This is a genomic window from Nocardia sp. NPDC019395 (genome assembly GCF_040632335.1).
Lineage (GTDB): Bacteria > Actinomycetota > Actinomycetes > Mycobacteriales > Mycobacteriaceae > Nocardia.
In genome coordinates this window covers 188,925-211,450 of record NZ_JBEYBT010000002.1, presented here as the reverse complement: position 1 = coordinate 211,450, position 22,526 = coordinate 188,925, and the positions used below count along the sequence as shown (strand labels likewise).

Genomic DNA, 22,526 nt, shown 5'->3' with positions numbered 1-22,526 from the left:
CGCGGAATCGGCACCGGCTGTAGCACCGGATCGGTGCGGAACCGACCGAATTCACTTTTTCACTGCCGGGAACAGAAACATTACCTCTTTCCCAGCCGGTGCACGGCTCGATGAACCGAGTGGATGCCAGTCCGTAGTATCGCCGAGACTGCAGAAGCGGATAACCGTATTTTGCAGCGGAATCATCCGCTAAAAGGGAAGACTGGCCGATTCCGTCACGGCGCCCGACTTCTATTTGGTGAGGGCCGGATCTCCCCACACACCGTTGCCCAGCTGACCACAACTCTCCAGGTTCCCGTCCACGAACGTGAAGCCGATCGTCAGGCTCTGCACGCCCGCCACCGATACGTCCACCGCCGGCGGCTCCCCCGCGCGCACACTTCCGGACGAATAGATCGACTTACCGTCGGCGATCACCTCGAACTGCAGGACAGATTCCGCGTTTCCGCCGTCCGCCAGCCCGACCACGGATGAGAAGCGGGACCATTCCCGCTTCAGGTCGTAGGTGTGGCTCACCGCGGTATTGCAGCCGTTGAACTGCTGATAGATCGCGTGCGCGTAGGAAACACCGTTCATGGTTATCGTCCCGGTGTACGCCGAACTCCCGGTGGGGGCCATATCGGCCAGATACTGCTGGGCGGGCGCCGCGGGCGGCACCGCGGCCGGCGGAGCGGACACCGGACGCTGCGTGGTCGTCTCCGTGAGCGCGGTATCGGAATCCGCCTCACCCGACGCGGAACCGACCAGAAGGGTGACGACCAAGCCCACGATCGCCAAGGCGAAACCGATCCCTGAGACGAGCATCACTCGATGAACGGGATCACCGGTACGGGCGCCCGGCGCGACACGCGCCGGCGAGTGAGGACTCGGATTCTGCCCACGGGTGGGATCGGCTGGATTGGACACTCGCACACTCTTCTTCAACGAACTCGCCGGAGCCCGGACGGGCGCCGCAGCAGAGATATACCACGCCCGCGAGGCGTATGGAATTGGAGCGCTCAGGTCAGTTGTTCCGTCCTCGACAGCGTAATCCCGGCAATGTGGTCCTTTCCGCAGGAATCGCGAAAAACGCGGTGCGCATTAGTAATTCAGCAACATAGGACCAGACCATTTCGTCCACGACCCCGCGAACGGTTCGACGTGACTTCCGGCGATTCGCCGGGCCGGCGGCCGCGCTGATTTTCCGGCGGGCAGGAGCCGGAACATCCGACCCGATGCCACCGGTGATCAGTGGCCACAACCCGATACCCGGCCCGGGCCGACGTGATATGCGTCGCGTCCGGCCGCGAACCGCATACTCGTGCGGACATGCGGAAATACCGGTCGTCGAATACCGGAATGCCTCGGCGCCGGAGCTCGCGGCGCCGGAACCGCCGCCCTCGTGCTGTAGGGTGATCCGAGTACCTGCGCCGGCGAGCTGCAAGTACTCCGTCGCGGATCTGATCCCAGCCTTTCGCGTCGGGACCCGCGACGCCGCCACCTCGTATAGGCGCGGACATCGGTCCGATCGGACGTCGCGGTATCACCTCCGATGCCGAAAGGCGCCCATACTTTCATGCCAGTCCACACTGCTGTCGCGCAGTCATTCGCTTCCCTCGGCGTATCCACCGGGATCGCCGACGAACTCACCGCCGCGGGTATCACCGCGCCGTTCCCCATCCAGTCCGCCACCCTGCCCGACAGCCTCTCCGGCCGCGATGTACTCGGCCGCGGCAAAACCGGTAGCGGCAAAACCCTCGCCTTCGCGATCCCGGTGGTCGACCGGCTCGCCGGCGAACGTCGCGTACCCGGACGCCCGACCGGGCTGATCCTCGCCCCGACCCGTGAGCTCGCGACCCAGATCGCCGCCACCCTCACCCCGTTGGCCGCCGTGCGCGGGCTTCGGGTGACCACGGTTTTCGGTGGTATCCCGGTGAACCGGCAGGTCAAGGCCCTGAAGCAGGGCGTGGACATCGTTGTCGCCTGCCCGGGCCGGCTCGAAGATCTGATGAAACAGCGAGCGGTATCGCTGGATGCTGTGCGGATCGCGGTCCTGGACGAGGCCGACCATATGGCCGATCTCGGTTTCCTCCCCGGCGTCACGCGAATTCTCGGCGCGACACCCGCGGGCGGTCAGCGTCTGCTGTTCTCGGCCACGCTGGACAACGGCGTCGGGAAACTGGTCGACCGATTCCTGCGGGAACCCGTCACCCATTCGGTCGACGATATCGACGCCCCGCCGCCGAAGATGGAACATCACGTCTTCGAACTGGAGGGCGCCGCGGCGAAGAAGGAGATCATCCGTGCGCTGGCGGCCGGCAGCGGCCGGCGCATCCTGTTCATGCGCACCAAACACCACGCTCGCCGGCTGGCCGGCGAACTGACACGCGCGGGTATCGCGGCGGTCGACCTGCACGGGAATCTTTCGCAGCCGGCTCGCGACCGCAACCTCGCCGCCTTCGCCGCGGGCACCGCCCGGGTGATGGTCGCGACCGATATCGCGGCGCGCGGTATCCACGTCGACGATCTCGAACTGGTCGTGCACGTAGACCCGCCCGCCGAGCACAAGGCCTATCTGCACCGGTCCGGCCGCACCGCGCGCGCCGGTACCGAGGGCACCGTGGTCACCCTGGTTCTGCCCGAGCAGCGCAAGGATGTCGCGGCGCTGCTGCGGAAAGCCGGTATCACCGTCAAACCACGCCCGGTGACCCTCGATTCGCCGATCATCGCCGACCTGTCGGACGGCGCGGTGATCACCCCGCTCCCGGCGGAAGCGCACCCGGCCGTCGTCTCGGCGCCGGGCGGCTCCCGAGCGGCGAACGGAAACAGCCGCGGCAGCAAGCGCGGATCGCGCGGCCGGCGCACGGCAACCGGTGCCCGCGCGGATTCGCCGAGGTCGAACGCCTTCGAGCCGGCACCCACCCGGACGGGCGAACGGAGCCGGCCGGAAGGCACGGGTAACCGCTCCCGGCAGGGTGACCGTTCCGGTGCGGCCGAACACGCCGGCGCGCGTGGCTCCAGCGGGCGACGCGGGAATACCGCGGGTCGCTCCGGGAATCGGGCGGCAGCGTCGAGCCACGAGACACGGCAGCAGCCCGGTTCGCCGGCCCGGAACCAGGCATCCGGAGCCAAGCGTGGGACCGGGGCGGCACGCACGAACGGTGGGAACACCGCCGAGTCCGCGCGTGGCCGCCGCCCGCGCCGGGCGACCCGGCCGGCCGGGTGAGCGCAAGCCCGCCTCCTTCGCGGAAGCGGGCCATATAAACCGTGCTGGGCGAGGGCCGTCAGGAATCATCCCGGCTGACCTCGAATGTCGAGCACCCCGCCGATTCCACCGTTCCCCGCATGATGTCGGACGTCACCTCGGTGGCGACGAGATCCACCATGCTGTAGTTCTGGGGCCGGACGATCCAGCGGACCTGGGCGAACTCGATCTGCTCGCCGTCGGCTGTCGCCCGCATCTCGAACTTGCCCGACTCCGCGGCGACATTGGTTTGCAGTGAATAGAACTCGAATTCGGTCCGTCCGGTGTCGTCGACGGTCAGCTTCAGCCCGGTCGCGCCCTGCGCACAGGTGTAGGAGCCGATCCACTCCCCGGCGATCGCCGCCAAGTCCGGCGTGGAAGCGGGGCCGCTGTCCTCCGAAGCGAGCGGTGTCCCCGATACCGAACGACTACACCCGGACAAGACCGTCACCAGAAACAGTGCGGCGACAAGGAATCGCCGAAACCTTCTACTCCCACCACGCACCTGCGGAGACTACCGTGCCGTCTACCGGTCTCCTACCCACATCGACGTGCGGGATCGGTTATCCGCACGTCGAGAGCTGAAGTGACGGCCGCTGAGGTGGGGACCCGTCCCGGGCAAACGCGGGACCGACCAGCCGATACATGTGTACATATACTCGGATCATGTTGGATCCTCTCAGCCTTGCGGTCGGTGCGGGCCTGATCGCAATCGGCTGGGCCGGTGGCCGGTTCGGGCTCCGGCGAACCCGGTCGGCCCGGAAACTGCCCGCGCGCTGCGGTTGCGGACACGATCTGGCGCTGCACGACCGCGCCGCCGGGACCTGTCACGCCGAGAACTCCCGCAAAGGCATCCACGGCCTGCGCGAATGGGTCCCGTGCAACTGCCGCCGCTACACCGGCCCGACCCCGCTGGAGGACGTTTTCAGCTCACCGATCCTCCCACCGGAGTCCTGATCCGCCGCAACACAGCCGCACCGCACCCGTGCGGCGCACGGCCGGGGTCGATATCGCCGGCCCGGAACGGGTCTGCGCGACAGACCTGTAACTCCGAGCCGGAAAGCACGACCGCCCGCCTCCGCGATACGCGGAGGCGGGCGGTGGTGTACCGGACGGCTCAGTGCGCGAGCACCGGCTCGCCTTCGGCCGGGACCGGCAGGGTGTTCGGCAGCAATATCGCGAGCACCACCGCGCCGAGTGCGAAAACACCGGCGGCCCAAGCGAAGCTGGTGGTGTAGCTCTCGATCGCCGACTGCGCGACAGTGACCGGGTTCGGTGTCCGGGCGGCCAGATAGTCGCCCGCCGCCGAGGCCGCGATCGTGCTCAGCAGCGCCGTGCCGATCGAACCACCGACCTGCTGGCTGGTGTTGATCATCGCCGACGCGACCCCTGCGTCGTCGTGCCGGACGCCGGCGGTGGCGCTCTGGAAGGCCGTCGACATGGCGCCACCGAGGCCGAGGCCGAGCAGGATCAGGGCCGGCAGGATATGCGTGGCGTATCCGGTATCGAGCCCGATCCGGGTCAGCCAGAGCATTCCGAGGGCGGCGATCGCGAAACCACCACTGACGGCCACCTTGGGCCCGACCTTCGGCAGCAACAGCGACGGTGTCGTGGTGGACGAGGCGACCATTCCGGCCACCATGGGCAGGAATGCCACACCGGTCATGATCGGCGAGTAGCCGAGGGTCAGCTGCATGTAGTAGGTCAGGAACAGGAAGATCGCGAACATCCCGATCCCCATGACGAACACCGCCAGGTACGCGCCGCCGCGGGTGCGGTCGAGCACGATGCGCAGCGGGAGCAGCGGGTGGGCCACCCGGGTCTCCAGCCAGACGAACACCCCGAGCAGCGCCGCACCGCCGATGAGGAACGCGAGGGTGACCGAATCCGTCCAGCCCTCGCTCTCGGCATGGGAGAACCCGTAGACGATGCTGAACAGCGCCGCGGTGACCACGGCCGTGCCCGGGATATCGAGTTTCGGCCGCACGCCGCCGGCATGCCGCGCCAGCAACAGCACCGCGCCCACCAGCGCGACGGCCGCGAAGATCAGGTTCACGAACATCACCCAGCGCCACGAGGCCCATTCGGTGAGCGCGCCGCCGAGCAGCAGGCCGATCGCGCCACCGGTACCGGCGACGGCACCGAAGATACCGAAGGCCTTGGCCCGTTCGGACGGCTCGGTGAACGTGACGGTGAGCAGCGAGAGCGCCGCGGGCGCGAGCAGTGCGCCGAAGACACCCTGGCCGACCCGCGCCGCGACCAGCATCTCGAAGTTGGCGGCCGCGCCGCCGACGGCGGAGGCCACGGAGAAGCCGATCAGGCCGATGATGAAGGTGTTGCGCCGGCCGAACAGGTCGCTGAGGCGGCCGCCGAGCAGCAGCAGGCTGCCGAAGGCCAGGGCGTAGCCGGTGATCACCCATTGCCGGCTGGCGTCGTCGAACCCGAGGTCACGCTGTGCCTCGGGTAGTGCGATGTTCACGACGGTCGCGTCGAGCACGACCATGAGCTGAGCGACGCCGAGTACGGCGAGAACCCACCATCGCAACGCGTGCGAACCGCGCCTGCCCGACGGTATTTCCTGCGCGGATGGACCGCGATCGATCGTGGTAGTCATCTCGCCCCTTGAAGTATGGATTAACCGGAGGAGTAATCTCCGCTTGCATGAACGCTAACACAATAACGGAGATGGTGTCTCCACTTAATCCCGTCGTTGGTAGACTGCGGCTGTGAAACCCGCCACGACCCTGCGCGCACCTCGGCGTCTGCGCGCCGACGCCGTACGAAACCAGCAACGCATCGTCGAGGCGGCCCGCGAACTGTTCGCCGACCGCGGGCTCGAGATCACGCTCGACGACGTAGCCGAACGCGCGGGCGTCGGAGTCGGCACGGTCTATCGCCGCTTCGCCAACAAGACCGAGCTCATCTCCGAGGTCTTCGAACACCACCTCGGCGAGTTCGCCGACGCCGCCGAGGCGAGCAAACAGCACCCCGACCCCTGGCTCGGCCTCGTCCAGTTCGTCGAATACGCCTGCCGGCACCTGTCGATCAACCGCGGATTCAGCGAGGTCATTCTCGAACTCGACCTCGATACCGATCGGTTCCATCGCCTGCGCGAAAGGATCAAACCGGCCGTCGCCGGGATCGTCACCCGCGCGCACGACGCGGGCGTCCTGCAACCCGATATCGAATCCTCGGACCTCTTCGCGATGATCCATATGGTCGACGGTCTGGCCGAGTTCGCCAAGCCGATCAATCCGGAGATCTGGCGGCGCTATATGGCCATCGCGCTCAACGGTATTCGCGCCGATACGGTCGCACGCCAGGAACTACCGGTCCGCGCCCTGACCGACGACGAGGTCGACAGGGCCAAACACGCCAAGCACGCCCCCTGCGCCGGCCGGCGCCGCTGACCGACCCCACACGGGCTACTCCGCGTCGAGTTGATCGAGTAATTCGACGGCGGCGCGGGTGTACTCACCGATCCACCGGTCGTGGATTCGTTTGATCGGCATCGGGGCCAGCGCCAGATGCCGTTCCCGCCCCACTTTGCGGCCGGTCACCAGGCCGGCCCGCTCCAGCACCCGAAGATGTTGCAACACCGTGGTGCGATCCAGTTCGGGAAATACCTCACACAGTCCACCCGTGGTGCGCGGCGACTCCCTGAGCGCGTCGAGCATTGCCCGCCGGGTCGCCGAGGCCAGCGCCTTGAACACGAGGTCGTCGGAATCCTTGTCACCAACCGCAGACATGTTGTAAATTTATCACATGTCTGATTTGAAAGAACTCTCCTTCACCGTGTCCGGCCGCGTAGCCCGCCCCTGCGCCGAGGTCTACGAGGCCGTCGCCGATCCCGCACAGCTGTCGAAGTACTTCACCACCGGCGGCGCGCGCGGACGGCTCACCACAGAGACGGAGGTGACCTGGGATTTCCACGACTTCCCGGGCGCCTTCCCCGTACGTGTACTGAAGGCCGACCCACCCCGGACCATCGTCATCCAATGGGACGGCGAGGCGACGACGGGCGAAGCCGGCGCCACGACCACGACATTCGAGTTCGAACCGATCGACAACGACACCCGCACCCTGGTGACGATCACGGAATCGTCCTGGCAGCCGACGGAAGCGGGCGCGAAGAGCGCATTCGGCAACTGCGAGGGTTGGACCGGAATGCTGGCCGCCCTCAAGATATGGGTCGAGCACGGCATCAACCTGCGGGAGGGCTTCTACAAATAGCGACCGGCACTTCCCGCGAAGGCGCGGTGCCCTACGCCGCAGGTCAGGTCAGGGTTTCCGAGATCTTCGGAACCACACCGTCGATGAGGTCGGCCGCGGAGTCCGCGGACCACTCCCGGAATGCTCCGACCGACGGCTCATCGCCCGTCACCACCAGCCTGGCCGGCGCCTTCGCCAACCCCTCCGGCAGCCCACCCCAACCGCTCTGCCCATCCGACCGCAGCACGATCACCACATCGACCGGCTCCGCCACCCGGAAACTCGCGATCGGAAGCGTCCGCGGGGATTCCTCGTCACCGTCCGGCCGGTACGCGTCCGCATAACGGAACCCGATATCACTCAGGAACTCGGCTTGCGGCGAACCCGCCAGGATCGCCGTCAACGGAGGACCTCCGTGCACGCGCCCGGGGTCATAGTTGAATGCCGCCACCACCTTGCCGCTGAACTCGGGATGCTGGGAACGCACCGCGGCCAGCGCGCCGGCATCTTTCGACCCGGCGGAGGACACCAGAACCACGCCCACGACAACGGCGAGGGCCACGACGATCGGCACCGCGAACGCGATGAGCATCCGGCGCCACGTCCGCGAGTTGCCCGGCCGGTCGCGCACCTCGGGATCCGGACCGGTCCGCCGGTGGTCCGCGCCGGTGGATTCCTCGCTGTGCCGAGCGAACAGGTACGGCGGGTTGCCGGTACCCGCGGGCGGCGATACCGGAAAAGGGCCGCCCTGGGGCAGCGGCCCGCCCTCCGGGGCCCGGTACTGCATCCGGCCGAGGAGAGCGGCTTCCGCGTCGCGAACGAATTCCTGGCAGCTGTTGTAGCGGTCGTACGGGGATTTCGCGAGCGCCTTCGCGAGAACATTGTCGAATTCCGGGGCGATATCGTGCCGGATGCTCGTCACCCGCGGGGGTGGCTCGTGCACATGTCCCATCAGCACCACCGCCGGAACGGCGGACGGATAGGGATTCCGGCCGGTCAGCAGCCGGTAGAAGGAGCAGCCCAGACTGTAGATATCGGAGCGATGATCGAGTGGTTGCCCGAGGAGCTGCTCCGGTGAGGCATAAGCGACCGTGGCCACGAATTTGCCTGTGGCGGTGAGGTCCTGATCGTCCTCCGTCGATTTGGCCACACCGAAATCCGCGAGCAGTACTCGTTCGCCGGCTTCCCCGCCGGCCCGGGACAACAGGAAGTTCGCGGGTTTCACATCACGATGCAGCAGCCGTCGATAGTGGGCGTAATCGAGACCCTTACCCACCTCCGAAATGATGTGGAGCGCCCGTAGCGGGTGCATCGTCGTCGACCCCTGCGGCGACTCCCGCGCGGCGTCGGTCCCCGGTACGTACTGCATCGCGATCCAGAGCCGGCCGTCCTCCGCACCCCGGTTGTACACCGAAACGATATTGGGGTGGTCCAGGCCCGCGGCGAGACGGCCCTCACGTTCGAATCGGGCGCGAAATTCCCGGTCTGTGGACAACTGCTCGTTGAGGACCTTGACGGCGTCCTGCCGTGGCAGGCTCGGATGTTGCCCGAGGTACACCGAACCCATACCGCCACTGCCGAGTACCCGGAGTATGCGGTAGCCGCCCACCACGGCACCGAGCGGCAATGGCATCGCGCGTCCTCCTGCATCTGTCCGGCCGCCCGGTGAGCGATCAGGTCCTTTCCGGGTGACCGAGTAGATCCTGCCTCAGCTTCCCCGGCCCCGCAGGTGCGGCCCAGGACACCGGCTCCCCGATCACGACACGCCCCGCACCCACCCGACCGGCATGATCTGCGGTTACCTGCCTGCTCCCGCGGATCGAGCGGGCGGCTGCGACTGCCGGTCACCGGCGGCGACTACCATCCGGCAGATGTCGATGCCGAGTGATATGCCTGCGTTCAATCGGACCGTGGTGGAGAATTTTCGCGCCAACGGCGGGGAGATCACGATGGACGGAATGCTGAAAGGGGCCGACGTCGTTCTACTCACCACTGTCGGCAGGCGCAGCGGACGGCAGCATATCGTGCCGCTCGGATATCTCATCGACGGTAACGATCGAATCGTGTTGTGGGCGTCCAATATGGCCGCGCCCGAGCACCCGGAGTGGTATCGGAACCTGGTGGCCAACCCGCAGGTCATGATCGAGCGGCCCACCTCGGCGGGTATCGACCTGTTCACCGGCACCGCGCGCACCACCACCGGGGCCGAACGCGAGCGGCTGTTCCGGATGCTGGAGGACCGGTTCCCGCATATGGCCGCGCATCAGCAGCAGACCGAGCGGGAGATCCCCCTGGTGGCGGTTGAACGGGTGTCGGGGCTGCCCGACTAGATCACCGAACGGCGACCCGACCGCCCGAGCCGCACGGCCGGGCGGGACAGCCGCGGCCGCAAGCGGATTCACCTGCCGGTACGCCCGGCGTCGCCGGCCCGAGGCGGCACGATAAGTACTTCGGGGGTAATGGGGCTTACAAAGAGAGGATGTCTACCCCATTACGAGAATGTTATTCTCGTAATTCACGAGTTATCTTCTCGTTATTCAGATCGATAATTCTCGGAGGGGCGGTCCGGTGTCTCATTCATCGAATAGACCGGCGCGAAGTGCGCAAGCACGCACGACCTGCCTCCGGGACGAAGCTTCAGGCAGTAGGAAATTCATGATCCTGCGAATGTGTATCGAATCCGCCCAGAGCATCCTCGACGGTGCGTTGCCCGAACTCGATTTACCGCGATTCCAGCAGGCCGCCGTCCGGAGCGCGCGCAGCGGCCGGCCACTGGAAGACGTTCACCACGCTGTCTGTCAGGGCTTCCTGCTCGGTATCGCCTCGACCGATCGGCCGCCCGACTCCGACGCCGCGTTCGAGAGGCTGCGCCACTCGACCCGAGCCATAATCGACACGCTGGGCACCATCTCCGCGACCCTTTCCCGGTCCTACCTCAGCGAATTACAGGGTATCGTCGCCGAACAACAGAGCAGCGCAGTCACTCTCGTCTCCGCGCTACTGGCAGGGCGCGGCCCCTCGGCGGTAGCTCGCGAAACGGGTTTCGATATCACCGCCACCTATACGGCGCTCGCGCTGATGGTCCCGGTATCGGACGACCCGGAAGCGCGCCGGCACAACAGCCCGGGACAGTGCGCCGCGCTCATCGAGAACACCCTGGCCGAGATCTACGGTGACACGGCGCTGTCACAGTTCTCCGATAACGGTGGCACCATTTTGCTCTCGGACACCGCGGCATATGCCGGCACCCTGGACGACCTGATCGTCCGGCTCTCGGACGCGCTCGGCGTCCCGGTCCTCGCCGCCGCCGTCGAGGGATCGGGCCCGGAAATCCCCGCGGTGGCCGAACAGGCTCACGAATTACTGGATATGGTGCTCCGCCTGGGTTTTCGCCGCGGCCTCCACCGTTTCGACGATCTGGCCCTGGAATTCCAGCTCACTCGCCACGGCCCCGCCCGGCAGTCGCTGGGCGCGCTACTGGATCCGCTGGACGAGCACCCCGAACTGCTGCGGACGCTCGAATGTCATATCGCCACCGAGTTCAATCGCCGCCGCACCGCGCGAGCGCTGCATGTGCACACCAACACCGTGGACTACCGGCTCCAGCGCATAGCCAAGCTGACCGGACTCGACCCGGCCGAACCGGCCGGGTTCTGCCGCCTCCGATCCGCGGTTCTCACCCGCAGTTACCTGCGATCGGAAAGCGGGAACCCGGCCGCACCACCCAGGGAACCGGCGCCGTCCGCGCCGGGGTGAACCCGCCGGACTACCGCGGCGCTCGGACCCCTCGGACGCGGCGCATTGCGTGGTCGTGATCAGCGGCTAGCGGCTGGAGACCAGGGCACTGCCGGCGCGGGCAGGGGTTCGTGCCGAGACGAAGCACAGCAGGCCGGCGAGGACGAAAACCACAGCCCCGCCGAGGAACAGCCCGATCGAGTGCGGGATGAAGCCGGAATCCGCCGGACTCCCGGCGACGGCGGCGAAGATCGCGACACCCAGCGCGCCGCCGGTCTGCCGGCTCGTGTTGCTCGCGCCGGAGGCCGTGCCGGGCGAATCGGGTGTGGCTGCGAGCGCCGCCGAGACGATCGCCGGGGTCAGAACACCCAGTCCCGAGCCCCACAGGGCCAGGAAGAACAAGAGGGTGACATAACCGGCGCCGTCGACGCAGTACGCGATCCCGGCAAAACCGGCGGCGGAAACGAGTAGGCCGAGTGCGCTGGTCCGCCATACGCCGATGCGGCTGCCGAGCCGTCCGGACAGAGTGCCGAGGAGCGGCAGGGGCAACATCGCCGGAAGGGTGGCGAGTCCGGCCGTCAGCGGGTCGAGCCCGTGGACGACCTGGAAGAGCTGCGTCAGCAAGAACAGGCCACCGAGCACGCACAGGTTCATCGTCCCGGCCACCAGACAGGCCGCGACCAGAGCCCCTCGTGCCTGCTCCGGGACTCGGACGAGCGGATGCGTCGTCCGGCCCTCGACGACGACGAACGCGACCGCGAGGCACGCGGCGATCAGCGCGAGCAACACCGTCGGCCACACCGGATCGGCGCCCTGAACGATCGCGGTCACGAGGCAGGCGAGGCCTACCACGAGCAGGCCGGCGCCCGCCCAATCGACGGAGCCGTCCCGACGTACGTCTCCGTGCGGCCGGGGAAGCCGGGCGACGGGAACGAGCGCGAGGACGATCACCGGAACACCGAGCCAGAACACGGCCCGCCAACCCGCTACGTGGACCAGCACACCGCCGATCACCGGTCCGGCGGGAAGGGCCGCACCGCCGATCGCCGCCCACATTCCCACCAGGCGCGCCCGGCTGCTCTCGTCCGGCGCGCCCTCCACCAGAAGGGCGAGCGTTCCGGGGAGCATCAGCGCCGCACCGACGCCTTGGACCGCGCGCGCGGCGATCAAGACCCCGATGGCCGGTGCCAGCGCGCACAGTACCGATGCTGCCCCGAAGCCGGCGAAACCGAGCAGAACGACCCGGCGGTGCCCGAGCCGGTCACCGATCGCCCCCGAGGCGAGCAACAGCGCGGCCAGCGGCACCGAATACGCATCCACCACCCAGGCCTCCCCGGAACTACCGGTGCCCAGATCGGAGCCGACCTGCGGCAGCGCGACGTTGACCACCGTCACGTCCAACAGCACGAGAAAGTAGCCGCCGCACAATGCGAGTGTCAGCGGCCACCGTGAGCGGTTCCGGTCCATGGCTACGATCGTCGGCCCGGAATACTTCATTCCGGATCGAAGCGTTTCGCTCCTAGAATCGGACCGTGACCACCGAGCCCGAACGCGGCGAGCCGGATATCGCCCGGCTCGCGTCCGTCTTCGCCGACCGGCGACGCGTGCGTGTGCTCATGGCCCTGGCCGACGGGCGTGCCCTCCCGGCCGGGCGACTGGCCGAGGAAGCCGGGACCGCCGCCTCCACCGTCAGCAACCATCTGTCCGTACTGCTGGACCACGGCCTCGTCACCGTGGAGCCGCAGGGCCGCAATCGCTACTACCGGCTGGCCGGCAGTGAGGTCGAGGGGGTCCTGGAGGCGCTCGCGGGGCTCGCGCCCCGCATCCCGATCACCTCCTTGCGCGAGCACACTCGTTCTGCCGCGCTGCGCACGGCCCGAACCTGCTATCGCCATCTGGCGGGGCAGGCCGGTGTCACTCTCTTCCAGCAGTTCATCGGCGCGGGATGGATCAGCGGAGGCGACGGGCACCACCACCCCGAGGCCACCGGCGACCGGCTTTCGGCGCCGGGCAAAGGCGTCCATTACCGGCTCACCCGGGACGGAGCGTCCGCCCTGGCCGCCTGGGAGATCCCGGCCGGGCTGCTCTCGACCGAGCGTCCCCTGCGTTACTGCGTGGACTGGACCGAGCAGGCCCACCATCTCGCCGGCCCCCTCGGCACCGCGATCACCACCCGGCTCTTCGACCTCGGCTGGATAACTCGAGGCACCGTCCCACGCAGCATCCGCATCACCCCGCGAGGGCACGACGGACTCGCCGCGCTGACGTCGGCCCACTCACGCGGCCGAAGCAGCTGACAGACTTCGGCCGTCGGCAACCTCATGGCCGGCAGCCGACCCCGGCCGTTGGGACGCCTCTCTCATGGAGGTCGGCGCACCCCCGGTGCCACCGCGGACGGGCGCCTGGTGTTCCTCACCAACGGCGCGAACTTCACCGCGCCCGCATCGACTACCGCTGCGGCCGGCTCACCGTGGCACTCGACGACCCGGCCACGGTGACGACCCACACCTGCGAATCAGGGCTCCAGCCGACAAGTTTCGAAGAAATCTACGGGATGTCCGGCAGCGTCACGTTCGTCGAAGGACTCGTCCACTTCCATGGCAGATGGCTGGTCTACTACGGCCAGAGCGACACCACCCTCGCCGTCGCGATCCACAACCCCTGATATTTCACGGGTGAGCCGATGCTCACGAATCCGTGCCGGCTCCCTCGTACACCGGCAACCCGCGCGCGGGCTTCGCCGACACTCCCCAGCAGGTAGTCGCGGTCGGCGCGGTTATCCCGGTAGCCGGGACTTCGATCATTCCACCCGGCGCCCGGTGATCCCAGCTCCGGCAATCGACGTGGAATCGCCACCGATCTTCGGCACTTCTCTGATACGGGAACCCGGGCCACTCGCTGCTAGGTTCCCGCCTGGCAATTGACCGGATGAATACAAGGAACAGACAATGACGAAACTCGTACGAGTCGCGACCCTTGCCGCGTTGGCCGGCGGTATTGTGGCCGGGGTCGCGCCGACGGCCTCAGCAACCCCGGTAAAGACCAAGATTCTGGAAACGATCACGGTGCGGGCCGAGGCCAGCGGCAGCTCCACGGCCGTGGGCACCATCCCCAAGGGGACGGTGATGACGATCGACGACAACGCCTCCGTGGGCGGCAAGGAGTACACCGCTTGCGGCCGGACGGAGCGGGTCTGGTACCCCGTCGAGTGGAATGGCGCCAAAGGCTGGGTCGTCGCCGCGTGCCTCCAATTCTCGTGATCCGGCTGCTCGGTCCGGTGGTGTTCCGGTAGGCGGATCCCTCTGCACTGGGCACCCGTAGGAACCGTTCGCCCGCCGGGAGCGGCAGGTGCCCACCCGGCGGGCGCGGTTCCACTGGGCACACAGAATCTCCACAATTGATACCGGTCCTCTCCACACCGGGTAGCTAGGCTCCCCGATCATGGAACAGAACGCACCGGCAGGGGGAGCGACGGCGCGGCGGATCCTGGTTGTGGACGATGAGCCCACGATCGCGGAATCGGTTGCGGCACGACTGCGGGCCGAGGGATTCACCGTCGAGATTGCGCACGACGGACCCGCCGCGGTGGCGGCCGCGGGTACATTCGCACCCGATCTCGTAGTACTCGATGTCATGCTGCCCGGCTATGACGGGCTGGAGGTCTGCCGGCGTATTCAGGCCGAGGGCCCGGTGCCCGTGCTGATGCTCACCGCGCGGACGGACGAAACCGATCAGCTCATCGGTCTCGGCGTCGGCGCCGACGACTATCTGACCAAACCGTTCTCGCTGCGCGTTCTCACCGCCCGCGTGCACGCCCTGCTGCGGCGGGTCGAGCGGGCCGGAGCACAGAACGGTGCGATCACCGTGGTCGGCGATCTGCGTATCGACACCGATCAGCGCCGGGTGTGGCGGGGCGGGGTCGAAGCCCAGCTGACCCCGCTGGAGTTCGATCTGCTCACCCGGCTGGCCCGCCGTCCCCGCGCGGTGCTCGCCCGCGAGCGCCTCCTCGAGGAGGTGTGGGACTGGGCCGATGCCGCGGGGACCCGGGCGGTCGACAGCCATATCAAGGCACTGCGGCGCAAACTCGGCGCCGACCTGATCCGGACGGTCCACGGTGTGGGATACGCGCTGGAGGCCCGATGAGCGACCACGTCGCCGAACGACCCGGCACGGGCGGCCGCGATGAACCGGGAATTCCGCGGACGCTGCGGCGGATATCGGAACTGATCGCGGCGGCCGCGCCGCGGCCGCTGGACCGGATCCGCTGGATCAAACTCAAACTGGCCGTCCTGATGACCTTCGCGGGCGGACTCGCCTTCGCCTATTTCCGATGGCAGCTCGGCTGGCTGCCGACGATGACCACACTGACCGCGATGGTCATCGCGCTGGTGTCCTCCCAGTTCCTGGCGCACGGCATCACCACGCCGCTGCGGGAGATGACCACCGCGGCACAGCGAATGGCACGCGGCGACTACACCAGCCGGGTGCGCGCGTCCTCCCGGGACGAGGTCGGGCAGCTGGCCGAGGCCTTCAACCGGATGGCGGCCGATCTCGCCGCCGCGGATCGGCAGCGCCGCGAGCTGATCGCCAATGTCTCGCACGAGTTGCGTACCCCGATCACCGCGCTCAACGCCGTACTGGAGAACCTGGTGGACGGGGTGTCGCAACCCGATCCGAAAACTCTCGAAACCGCCCTCGCCCAGACCGAACGGCTCGGTCGGCTCGTCTCCGAACTACTCGATATCTCCAGTATCGAAGCGGGAGCACTTTCACTGGAACGCGAAGAGTTCTCGCTCGCAATACTTTTCGAGGAGGTTATCGCCGAGGTCGAGGTCATGACAGCGGCGCTCGGCCGCGGTATCCGCTTCCGCAGCGAGGTCGAGCCCGCCGCCGCGACCGCATACGCCGATCGCGCCCGCCTCCACCAGGTCCTGCTGAACCTGCTGGACAACGCCGCCCGGCACGGTCCGGCGGGCGGCGAGGTGCGCCTGCGCGCGCATACCGCGGGCAGCGATCTCGTCATCGATGTCGACGACGACGGTCCCGGGATACCGCACGAGGAACGGGAACGCATTTTCGACCGCTTCACCCGCGGCGGCCGTACCGACGGGGGCGGTACGGGACTCGGTCTCGCCATCGCGCGCTGGGTGATCGACCTGCACCACGGCTCCATCGCCGTGGCCGACCCCGGATCACGTATCCGCGTGACCCTGCCTGCCGCCGAACCAACCGACCACTGACATTTCCATCTCCACAGCCCGGCGGCCGATCAGCCCCCAGGGCGATACCGCACACCCACAGGAGGGGACCCCATGCCCGAACAACCCGATGCGGACGACCACACCGCGAAGCGGACGGAAGCGCAGCACGCCACGAGTTCGGCGGAACCCGCGGACTCCGCCGACACTCGGACATCCACGGACGCAGAGAAATCGGCCGATACCGCGATATCCGTGGACACCGCAGAACCGGCCGGCACGACAGCAGCGGCGGACACTTCAGCATCTGCCGCGACAACGACACCGGGCGATACGGCGACGGCACCTGCCGAAACCGAAAAGCCAACGGAGAAAGCATCCTCAGCGGAAAAGACGCCGAGCGGCTCTACCGTTTCGCAATGGCCGCGCGCCGCGGCTCACGAGACGGCCGTGGTCTCTCCCACCGAGCCGGAAAAGGCCCGGAAGTCCGCGACCGGCGCGAAGCCCACCGGCAATCGGCACACACCGGTCGACACAGCCCCCGGTAACCGGGCGCACTGGCAGTCGCCCGACGCCAAAGGTATGCCGGCGTACCCGGATCGAGCGTTCCTACCGCCTCCGCCGCCGCGATGGCAGCGGGTCGCCTACCCGGCGGGCGCCGTATCGGCGGCGGGCATCGCCGGGCTGGTCGCGGCGGCGACGCTCCCCCTCGACCAGCCCGGTATCGGCTGGTTGCTCGCGGGATCCGCCGCGGCGGCCGCGGTGACCGTCGTCCATCGGCGCGCACGCCGGGCCGCGGATCCGGAGCGGAGGGCGCCGGCCGGCCCGGGCCGCGGCTGGGAAAGGCTGTGGTGGGCGATCGCGGCGCTGGCGTTGCTGGCGGTCGGCACTTTCCGGGCCGCCGGATGGTTGTTCGTCCTCTGTGTGGCCGCGGCGGCGGTCGCGGGTTCGCTGGCGGTTGTGGGCCGGCGATCGGCGCACGGCATATTCCATGATGCGTTCGCCGTCCCGCTGGCGTCGTTCGGCGCCGTCGCCTGGGCTTATACCGCGCAGGGCAGGTTGCGGAACGGCACCGGGGTCCGGCAGCGGCGGCTCGGTGTCTCCGTGGCCGTCACAGTGGCGCTGCTGGCAGTGTTCGTACCGCTGCTGGCCGGCGCCGACGCGACTTTCGCCGCGTTCGTCGACGGGCTGATACCGCGTGTGGACGGCGATACCGTCAGGCGCTGGGTTCTGGTGTTCCTGCTGGCAGGTGCCGGAAGTCTGGGCGCCCTGTACCTACTCGCCGGGACACCGAACCCCGCGGGGGAGACGAAAGTTCCGAATCGGACGCTGGCCCGGCTGGAGTGGGGTCTGCCGGTCGGTGCGCTGACAGTGGTATTCGCGCTGTTCATCGCAGCGCAGCTGGTGGCCCTGTTCGGTGGCGACGACTATGTCCAGCGCACCGCCGGGCTGACCTACGCCGAATACGCGCGCGGCGGGTTCTGGCAGCTGTCCGCGGTCACCGTGCTCACTCTCGCGGTGATCCTGCCCGTATTGCACAGGGCCGCCCGGGGTACCGCCGGGGACCGTCTGTGGTTGCGGGCGCTGCTGTGCGCCATCAGCGGACTCACCCTGGTCATCATCGCCTCGGCGCTCGGACGCATGTGGACCTATCAGCAGGCATACGGGTTCACCGTGCTGCGGGTCCTGGTCTCGACCTGTGAACTCTGGCTCGGGATCGTGTACATCCTGGTGATCGTCGCCGTCCTGCGCCTGAAAATGTCGTGGTTGCCCCGGATGACGATCGGCACCGCCATGGCCGCTCTGCTGGCGCTCGCCGCACTGAACCCCGAGGCTCTCATCGCCTCCGAGAACATCGACCGCTGGCAGCACGGCAAGGATCTCGACGTGGCCTACCTTTCCGGCCTCTCGGCCGATATCGTCCCCACCATCGACCGCCTGCCCACTCCGATCCGCACCGACCTCCGCGCCCGGCTCGAGCACGGACTCGACGACGACACCTGGAACAGCTGGAACCTGGCCCGCGCGAGAGCGCGGTAACCACAGGCCGGCCGGGCACCGGCGGATCAGGTGTGGGCAACGATCGTGGTCAGCGCGACGTGCAGCGCCGTGCCGGTCAGAACACTGAGCACGGCGTTGCGGCGCCACAGGTGCAGGCCCAGAGTGACCGCGAGGGCGGGGCCGGTGATCAGCAGTTGCGCCGGAGCGATATCCCGCAGGGTGTACGCGGCGAGGATGACCATGACACCGACGGGCATATGCCGGCCGAGATACTCGACGGTACCGCTGGCCCGCAGCGGCGCCAGCGCGGCGAAAGGCAGTGCGCGCAACGACCAGGTGATCACGGAGCACAGCGCGGTCGCGGCGATCAGGTAGCCGGCGTCAGGCATGGACGGGCTCCTTCCCGGCACGAACTCGCCGGACCAGCAGCGCGGCGAGGAAAAGCCCCAGCGCGACAGGCAACATCTGCCCGGGCAGCAGGACCCGGGCTATCAGCGCGCAGACGAGAGCGATCACCGGTACCGGGATATCCCGGTTCGCGCGGTAACCGTCCACGGCGAGCACGACGAACAGCGCGGTCAAGGCGAAATCGAGCCCATCCAGCTGAACCGGAACCAGCGCCGCGCCCGCGGCGCCGGCGGTAGCCCCGGCGACCCAGTAGCCCTGGCACAGGGCCTGCAGCCACAGAATGCGCCTACCGCTCCAGCTCCGGGCCGACGGTCCGGTGGTCAGGGCGTATGCCTCGTCGGTCAACGCGAAGGTCGCGTACCCCTTGGCCCACCGGCCACGGACTCGGTGCAGGGGGAACGACAGGGCATAGAAGACGTGGCGGAAGTTGACCAGGAACGCCGTCAACGCCACCTGCGCCAGCGGCGTAGCGGCAGTGACCAATCCGATCAGCAGGAACTCCAGCGATCCGGCGTAGACGAAACCGGCGAACACCGGCGCCCACCACCAGGCCAGCTGACTGTGCACCACCAGCACCCCGAGCGCCAGCCCGAGGGGAAACAGCGCGAGCCCGACCGAACTGGTGTCCACGAGCGCCGACCGCAGATCCGACTGCGGGGCGCCGGGATGCGGCGAGGTCGCCGTGCCGGATGATGTCGTCTGTCCCGTGCTCACCTGGTCATTTTATGTATTTTCCCACGTAATATGGTTTCCGGATCTGATCAGAATCGGCGATTGTGAGACATATATGCAGCTCGATTCAGTCGACAGAGATATTTTGTTTCAACTGAGCAAAGACGGGCGGCTCACGAACGTCGAACTGGCCAAACGTGTGGGGCTGACACCACCCCCTTGCCTGCGCCGGGTGAAACGGCTCGAGGAAACCGGAATTATCAGCGGCTACCGGGCCCGCGTCGACCCGGCCGCGATGAACCGCGGCTTCGAGGTGATCGTCTCGGTGGAGATCAGCATCAACGATCTGCAGACGGTGGAGGAGTTCGAGAACGCCATCGCCTCCTACGACGAGGTCGTGGAGTTCCACCGCCTTTTCGGCCGCCCCGACTACTTCGTCCGGGTCGCGGTGACCGACCCCGAGGTCTTCGAGACATTTCTGACCGGCAAGCTCATGGGGCTGCGGGCGGTCGCCCGGGTGGATTCCCATCTGATCATGAAGAAGATCAAGACCGACGACTGATCCACGCCCGGCGGCCGACGGACCGAATGCGAGGACCGATGTAGCCGGGCGCCCCCGCCCGCGGAGTTCGATCGAGCTCAGTCCGACGCGACCCCGGCCAGTTCGAGCACGGCGTGCAGCAGCACGTTTATCCCGTCCGCGCAAGCTTCCGGAGTGGAGTACTCCCGCGGGTTGTGGCTGATCCCGTCGTACAGTCCGGGAACGAAGATCATGCCCGCCGGGCACAGTGCCGCGATCTCCCCCGCGTCGTGACCGGCACCGGAGGTGAGGGACGCATTGCTCATCCCTAGATTCGCCGCATGCTTTTCGACAAGATCGCGCATCTGTTCCGCGAATACCACCGGCGGGGTCTTGGCGGTGGTCCGGCAGGTGATCGTGACCCCGGCGAGTTTCTCCACTTCGGCGATATAGGCCGCGAGATCCGCTTCCGCGCGTTCCATGGCCGCACCGTCGGGGTTGCGCAGATCGACCGTGACCAGCGATTTCTCGGGCACGATATTGATCAGGTTCGGATAGTTGACCTGCCGGCCCACCGTGGCCAGCATGCTGCCGTACTGCCCGGACTCGACCATCTCGTTGAGCCGCACCGTGATCAGCGCGGCGGCGAGACCGGCGTTGCGGCGCAGATGATGCGGGGTGGTGCCGGCGTGCGCGGCGCGTCCGGTGATCTGGAGTTCGAGCCAGGTGATCGCCTGTACGCCCTGCACAACTCCGATACGGGTATCCCCCGCCGCCAGAACCGGACCCTGTTCGATATGGCATTCCAGGTAGGCGAAGGGCGCCCGGATGGGAACGGGAATATCGCCGGACAGGCCGTGCCGTTCGAGTTCGGCGCCGACGGTCACGCCGTCGGGATCCGACCGCTGCCGGGCATCGTCCAGGTCGATCCGGCCGGCGGCCACGGCGCTGCCGAGCATATCGGTACCGAAGCGCACCCCTTCTTCCTCCGTGAACACGGCGACTTCGATCGGCCGCTCGGTGACGATGCCGTGGTCGTTCAAGGTGCGGACAACTTCCAGACCACCCAGGACACCGAGGCATCCGTCGAACCGGCCCGCGGTGGCGACGGTGTCGATATGTGAGCCGACCATCACCGGCGCGAGGGTGTTGTTCCTACCGTCACGGCGCGCGTAGATATTGCCGATCCGATCGGTCGTCACCGTGAGCCCGGCGGCGCGCATCCATCCGGTGACCAGTTCGCGCCCGGCCACATCGGCGTCGGTCAGCGCCAGCCGGCGAACTCCACGCAGACCGGTCTCCTCATCGGAATACGCTCCTACTTCGCCCAATTCGTCGAGTGATCGCCACAGGCGGGTGGCGTCGATCCGGGCGGAGGACTCGACTGTCTTCATGTACTCCTCCACTCACTCGCCGGCGAGCGCTGCGCCGGTGACACGGTTGAAATTGGCGGTATCGGTGGCGCCCTCGGTGGAGAAGACCAGAATATGGTCGTCGGGACCCAGGCCCAGTTCCCGGGCGTGGGTCAGCAGCCCGGCCAGCCCGGCGGCGCCGCTCTCCCCCGAGACCACTTCGTCGGCGTACATCAGGCGCATCGCGTCCTCGGCCGCGGTATCGGTGACCGTGACGAATGTGTCGTAGCCGCCGGATACATCCGGCCACGCGATAACCGACGGTGTGCCGCAATTGAGTCCGGCCATATTCGATCGCTGCGGGCCCGGGATGGTGGTGATACCGCCGGCTTCGATACTGGCGGTGACACAGTCGGCGTCGGTGGGTTCCACACCGACCAGCCGGGTGCCCGCACTGTTGCGAAATCCCCGCGCGACCGCCGCGGCGAAGGCGCCCACCCCGATCTGCGCGACCACGACGCTGGGCCGGGGCACGGTTCCGGCGTCGATATCGTCGAGGATTTCGCCGATCATCGTGGAATAGCCGTCGATAACCCAGGACGGCGGGTCTACGTATCCCTCCCATGAGGTGTCGGAGACGACGAGCGAATCCGTATCGGCGAGTTCGGCGCTGCGGCGAATGGCGTCGTCGTATCCGCCGCGCACGACCTCGACCTTCGCGCCCTCGGCGGCGATGGCGTCGATCCGCGCCGCGACCATATCCTCCGGTACCAGGATATGAGCCGAAAGACCCAGCAACGCCGCCATTCTCGCTACGGCGCGCCCGTGGTTGCCGTCGGTGGCCGAGACCAGCCGTAGACCGGGCCGGGAGGCGAGTTCGGTTTTCAGATCGGCGAGCTCGATACCGCTGTCGGCGGTATGACCGAGGTATGCCAGCAGAGTCCGGTACGTGGCCCAGGAGGCGCCGAGGATTTTGAACGACGGCATACCCATGCGGCGGGATTCGTCTTTCGCGTGTACCGAACCGACGCCGAGGCGCGCGGCCGCCGCGGGTAGCGCGGTGAGCGGTGTGGGGCGGTAGTCCGGCATCGACCGATGGAAGGCCCGGCTCCCGTCGACGAGTGAGCGTACGGAGCCCTTGGCTACCAATGGGTTCCGCACCAGTCGCGGTTCTGACATCACGTTCCTCCCGGGCCTTCGGATAA

General features: G+C 67.7%; 23 protein-coding genes. 13 read left to right on the top strand and 10 right to left on the bottom strand.

What is annotated here, in order from left to right; translation table 11 throughout:
• Positions 1 to 231 precede the first annotated feature (231 nt).
• The gene (locus ABZ827_RS09655) at positions 232 to 804 is read right to left on the bottom strand and encodes an NPCBM/NEW2 domain-containing protein (RefSeq protein ID WP_357235902.1); all 573 of its coding nucleotides are present in this window, start codon (positions 802 to 804) and stop codon (positions 232 to 234) included.
• 751 nt (positions 805 to 1,555) lie between these two features.
• On the opposite strand from ABZ827_RS09655, the gene ABZ827_RS09650 reads away from it, so the two are divergent.
• Positions 1,556 to 3,205, top strand: coding sequence for a DEAD/DEAH box helicase (locus tag ABZ827_RS09650; RefSeq protein WP_357235129.1), 1,650 nt, complete (start codon positions 1,556 to 1,558; stop codon positions 3,203 to 3,205).
• A 58-nt stretch (positions 3,206 to 3,263) separates the two neighbouring features.
• Here the strand turns inward: ABZ827_RS09650 and ABZ827_RS09645 are convergent, their stop codons facing one another.
• Positions 3,264 to 3,674, bottom strand: a complete 411-nt coding sequence (locus ABZ827_RS09645) for a hypothetical protein (protein WP_357235126.1) — start codon at positions 3,672 to 3,674, stop codon at positions 3,264 to 3,266.
• Between the two features lie 215 nt (positions 3,675 to 3,889).
• Here ABZ827_RS09645 and ABZ827_RS09640 point away from each other — a divergent pair, with 215 nt between their 5' ends.
• Positions 3,890 to 4,180 carry a hypothetical protein gene (locus tag ABZ827_RS09640; protein WP_357235123.1) on the top strand — a complete coding sequence of 97 codons (291 nt, stop codon included), beginning with the start codon at positions 3,890 to 3,892 and terminating at the stop codon, positions 4,178 to 4,180.
• Positions 4,181 to 4,340: 160 nt separating this feature from the next.
• Here the strand turns inward: ABZ827_RS09640 and ABZ827_RS09635 are convergent, their stop codons facing one another.
• A complete protein-coding gene (locus ABZ827_RS09635) occupies positions 4,341 to 5,837 on the bottom strand; it encodes an MFS transporter (protein WP_357235120.1) in 1,497 nt (498 codons plus the stop codon).
• 112 nt (positions 5,838 to 5,949) lie between these two features.
• Between ABZ827_RS09635 and ABZ827_RS09630 the strand changes: the two genes are divergently transcribed.
• Positions 5,950 to 6,633, top strand: a complete 684-nt coding sequence (locus ABZ827_RS09630) for a TetR family transcriptional regulator (RefSeq protein WP_357235117.1) — start codon at positions 5,950 to 5,952, stop codon at positions 6,631 to 6,633.
• A 15-nt stretch (positions 6,634 to 6,648) separates the two neighbouring features.
• Here ABZ827_RS09630 and ABZ827_RS09625 read toward each other — a convergent pair whose 3' ends face one another.
• Positions 6,649 to 6,972 carry a metalloregulator ArsR/SmtB family transcription factor gene (locus tag ABZ827_RS09625; RefSeq protein ID WP_357235115.1) on the bottom strand — a complete coding sequence of 108 codons (324 nt, stop codon included), beginning with the start codon at positions 6,970 to 6,972 and terminating at the stop codon, positions 6,649 to 6,651.
• Positions 6,973 to 6,988: 16 nt separating this feature from the next.
• Between ABZ827_RS09625 and ABZ827_RS09620 the strand changes: the two genes are divergently transcribed.
• Positions 6,989 to 7,456, top strand: a complete 468-nt coding sequence (locus tag ABZ827_RS09620) for an SRPBCC domain-containing protein (protein WP_357235113.1) — start codon at positions 6,989 to 6,991, stop codon at positions 7,454 to 7,456.
• 43 nt (positions 7,457 to 7,499) lie between these two features.
• Here the strand turns inward: ABZ827_RS09620 and ABZ827_RS09615 are convergent, their stop codons facing one another.
• Positions 7,500 to 9,068: a serine/threonine-protein kinase gene (locus ABZ827_RS09615; protein WP_357235111.1), complete on the bottom strand. Its 1,569-nt coding sequence runs from the start codon at positions 9,066 to 9,068 to the stop codon at positions 7,500 to 7,502.
• A 238-nt stretch (positions 9,069 to 9,306) separates the two neighbouring features.
• On the opposite strand from ABZ827_RS09615, the gene ABZ827_RS09610 reads away from it, so the two are divergent.
• Both ABZ827_RS09610 and ABZ827_RS09605 read left to right on the top strand, forming a co-directional pair.
• The gene (locus tag ABZ827_RS09610) at positions 9,307 to 9,765 is read left to right on the top strand and encodes a nitroreductase/quinone reductase family protein (RefSeq protein WP_357235108.1); all 459 of its coding nucleotides are present in this window, start codon (positions 9,307 to 9,309) and stop codon (positions 9,763 to 9,765) included.
• Positions 9,766 to 10,102: 337 nt separating this feature from the next.
• Positions 10,103 to 11,191 carry a helix-turn-helix domain-containing protein gene (locus ABZ827_RS09605; protein WP_357235105.1) on the top strand — a complete coding sequence of 363 codons (1,089 nt, stop codon included), beginning with the start codon at positions 10,103 to 10,105 and terminating at the stop codon, positions 11,189 to 11,191.
• Between the two features lie 66 nt (positions 11,192 to 11,257).
• Here the strand turns inward: ABZ827_RS09605 and ABZ827_RS09600 are convergent, their stop codons facing one another.
• Positions 11,258 to 12,637, bottom strand: coding sequence for an MFS transporter (locus ABZ827_RS09600; protein ID WP_357235103.1), 1,380 nt, complete (start codon positions 12,635 to 12,637; stop codon positions 11,258 to 11,260).
• Between the two features lie 65 nt (positions 12,638 to 12,702).
• Between ABZ827_RS09600 and ABZ827_RS09595 the strand changes: the two genes are divergently transcribed.
• The 6 genes from ABZ827_RS09595 to ABZ827_RS09570 all read left to right on the top strand — a co-directional run bounded on the left by ABZ827_RS09595 (position 12,703) and on the right by ABZ827_RS09570 (position 18,408).
• Positions 12,703 to 13,467 (top strand): helix-turn-helix transcriptional regulator, encoded by a 765-nt coding sequence (locus ABZ827_RS09595; protein ID WP_357235101.1) that lies wholly within the window; start codon positions 12,703 to 12,705, stop codon positions 13,465 to 13,467.
• Complete coding sequence (locus ABZ827_RS09590) at positions 13,362 to 13,835, top strand: hypothetical protein (protein ID WP_357235900.1); 474 nt, start codon at positions 13,362 to 13,364, stop codon at positions 13,833 to 13,835. The genes ABZ827_RS09595 and ABZ827_RS09590 overlap by 106 nt, the downstream gene beginning before the upstream one ends.
• Before the next feature lie 283 nt (positions 13,836 to 14,118).
• Positions 14,119 to 14,430 carry an SH3 domain-containing protein gene (locus tag ABZ827_RS09585; RefSeq protein ID WP_357235098.1) on the top strand — a complete coding sequence of 104 codons (312 nt, stop codon included), beginning with the start codon at positions 14,119 to 14,121 and terminating at the stop codon, positions 14,428 to 14,430.
• A 181-nt stretch (positions 14,431 to 14,611) separates the two neighbouring features.
• Complete coding sequence (locus ABZ827_RS09580; RefSeq protein WP_357235095.1) at positions 14,612 to 15,313, top strand: response regulator transcription factor; 702 nt, start codon at positions 14,612 to 14,614, stop codon at positions 15,311 to 15,313.
• A 71-nt stretch (positions 15,314 to 15,384) separates the two neighbouring features.
• On the top strand, positions 15,385 to 16,410 hold the full coding sequence (locus ABZ827_RS09575) for a HAMP domain-containing sensor histidine kinase (RefSeq protein ID WP_357235899.1): 1,026 nt from the start codon (positions 15,385 to 15,387) through the stop codon (positions 16,408 to 16,410).
• Positions 16,411 to 16,818: 408 nt separating this feature from the next.
• Positions 16,819 to 18,408, top strand: a complete 1,590-nt coding sequence (locus ABZ827_RS09570; protein ID WP_357235092.1) for a DUF4173 domain-containing protein — start codon at positions 16,819 to 16,821, stop codon at positions 18,406 to 18,408.
• 26 nt (positions 18,409 to 18,434) lie between these two features.
• On the opposite strand, the gene ABZ827_RS09565 is transcribed toward ABZ827_RS09570, so the two are convergent.
• Positions 18,435 to 18,758 carry an AzlD domain-containing protein gene (locus ABZ827_RS09565; RefSeq protein WP_357235089.1) on the bottom strand — a complete coding sequence of 108 codons (324 nt, stop codon included), beginning with the start codon at positions 18,756 to 18,758 and terminating at the stop codon, positions 18,435 to 18,437.
• Positions 18,751 to 19,491 carry an AzlC family ABC transporter permease gene (locus ABZ827_RS09560; RefSeq protein WP_357235086.1) on the bottom strand — a complete coding sequence of 247 codons (741 nt, stop codon included), beginning with the start codon at positions 19,489 to 19,491 and terminating at the stop codon, positions 18,751 to 18,753. Before ABZ827_RS09560 ends, ABZ827_RS09565 begins: the two co-directional genes overlap by 8 nt.
• A gap of 73 nt (positions 19,492 to 19,564) precedes the next feature.
• Between ABZ827_RS09560 and ABZ827_RS09555 the strand changes: the two genes are divergently transcribed.
• Positions 19,565 to 20,011 carry an Lrp/AsnC family transcriptional regulator gene (locus ABZ827_RS09555; RefSeq protein WP_357235083.1) on the top strand — a complete coding sequence of 149 codons (447 nt, stop codon included), beginning with the start codon at positions 19,565 to 19,567 and terminating at the stop codon, positions 20,009 to 20,011.
• 77 nt (positions 20,012 to 20,088) lie between these two features.
• Here ABZ827_RS09555 and ABZ827_RS09550 read toward each other — a convergent pair whose 3' ends face one another.
• Complete coding sequence (locus tag ABZ827_RS09550; RefSeq protein ID WP_357235081.1) at positions 20,089 to 21,363, bottom strand: Zn-dependent hydrolase; 1,275 nt, start codon at positions 21,361 to 21,363, stop codon at positions 20,089 to 20,091.
• 12 nt (positions 21,364 to 21,375) lie between these two features.
• Positions 21,376 to 22,500 (bottom strand): diaminopropionate ammonia-lyase, encoded by a 1,125-nt coding sequence (locus ABZ827_RS09545; protein WP_357235078.1) that lies wholly within the window; start codon positions 22,498 to 22,500, stop codon positions 21,376 to 21,378.
• Positions 22,501 to 22,526: the final 26 nt, after the last annotated feature.

Excerpts from the sequence above, each read along its gene's own strand:
- ABZ827_RS09545 (WP_357235078.1), bottom strand. The coding sequence starts at position 22,500 with ATGTCAGAACCGCGACTGGTGCGGAACCCATTGGTAGCCAAGGGCTCC.
- ABZ827_RS09565 (WP_357235089.1), bottom strand. The coding sequence starts at position 18,758 with ATGCCTGACGCCGGCTACCTGATCGCCGCGACCGCGCTGTGCTCCGTG.
- ABZ827_RS09625 (WP_357235115.1), bottom strand. The coding sequence starts at position 6,972 with ATGTCTGCGGTTGGTGACAAGGATTCCGACGACCTCGTGTTCAAGGCG.
- ABZ827_RS09610 (WP_357235108.1), top strand. The coding sequence starts at position 9,307 with ATGTCGATGCCGAGTGATATGCCTGCGTTCAATCGGACCGTGGTGGAG.
- ABZ827_RS09585 (WP_357235098.1), top strand. The coding sequence starts at position 14,119 with ATGACGAAACTCGTACGAGTCGCGACCCTTGCCGCGTTGGCCGGCGGT.
- ABZ827_RS09600 (WP_357235103.1), bottom strand. The coding sequence starts at position 12,637 with ATGGACCGGAACCGCTCACGGTGGCCGCTGACACTCGCATTGTGCGGC.
- ABZ827_RS09635 (WP_357235120.1), bottom strand. The coding sequence starts at position 5,837 with ATGACTACCACGATCGATCGCGGTCCATCCGCGCAGGAAATACCGTCG.
- ABZ827_RS09650 (WP_357235129.1), top strand. The coding sequence starts at position 1,556 with ATGCCAGTCCACACTGCTGTCGCGCAGTCATTCGCTTCCCTCGGCGTA.
- ABZ827_RS09580 (WP_357235095.1), top strand. The coding sequence starts at position 14,612 with ATGGAACAGAACGCACCGGCAGGGGGAGCGACGGCGCGGCGGATCCTG.
- ABZ827_RS09605 (WP_357235105.1), top strand. The coding sequence starts at position 10,103 with ATGTGTATCGAATCCGCCCAGAGCATCCTCGACGGTGCGTTGCCCGAA.
- ABZ827_RS09550 (WP_357235081.1), bottom strand. The coding sequence starts at position 21,363 with ATGAAGACAGTCGAGTCCTCCGCCCGGATCGACGCCACCCGCCTGTGG.
- ABZ827_RS09655 (WP_357235902.1), bottom strand. The coding sequence starts at position 804 with ATGCTCGTCTCAGGGATCGGTTTCGCCTTGGCGATCGTGGGCTTGGTC.
- ABZ827_RS09555 (WP_357235083.1), top strand. The coding sequence starts at position 19,565 with ATGCAGCTCGATTCAGTCGACAGAGATATTTTGTTTCAACTGAGCAAA.
- ABZ827_RS09620 (WP_357235113.1), top strand. The coding sequence starts at position 6,989 with ATGTCTGATTTGAAAGAACTCTCCTTCACCGTGTCCGGCCGCGTAGCC.
- ABZ827_RS09640 (WP_357235123.1), top strand. The coding sequence starts at position 3,890 with ATGTTGGATCCTCTCAGCCTTGCGGTCGGTGCGGGCCTGATCGCAATC.
- ABZ827_RS09615 (WP_357235111.1), bottom strand. The coding sequence starts at position 9,068 with ATGCCATTGCCGCTCGGTGCCGTGGTGGGCGGCTACCGCATACTCCGG.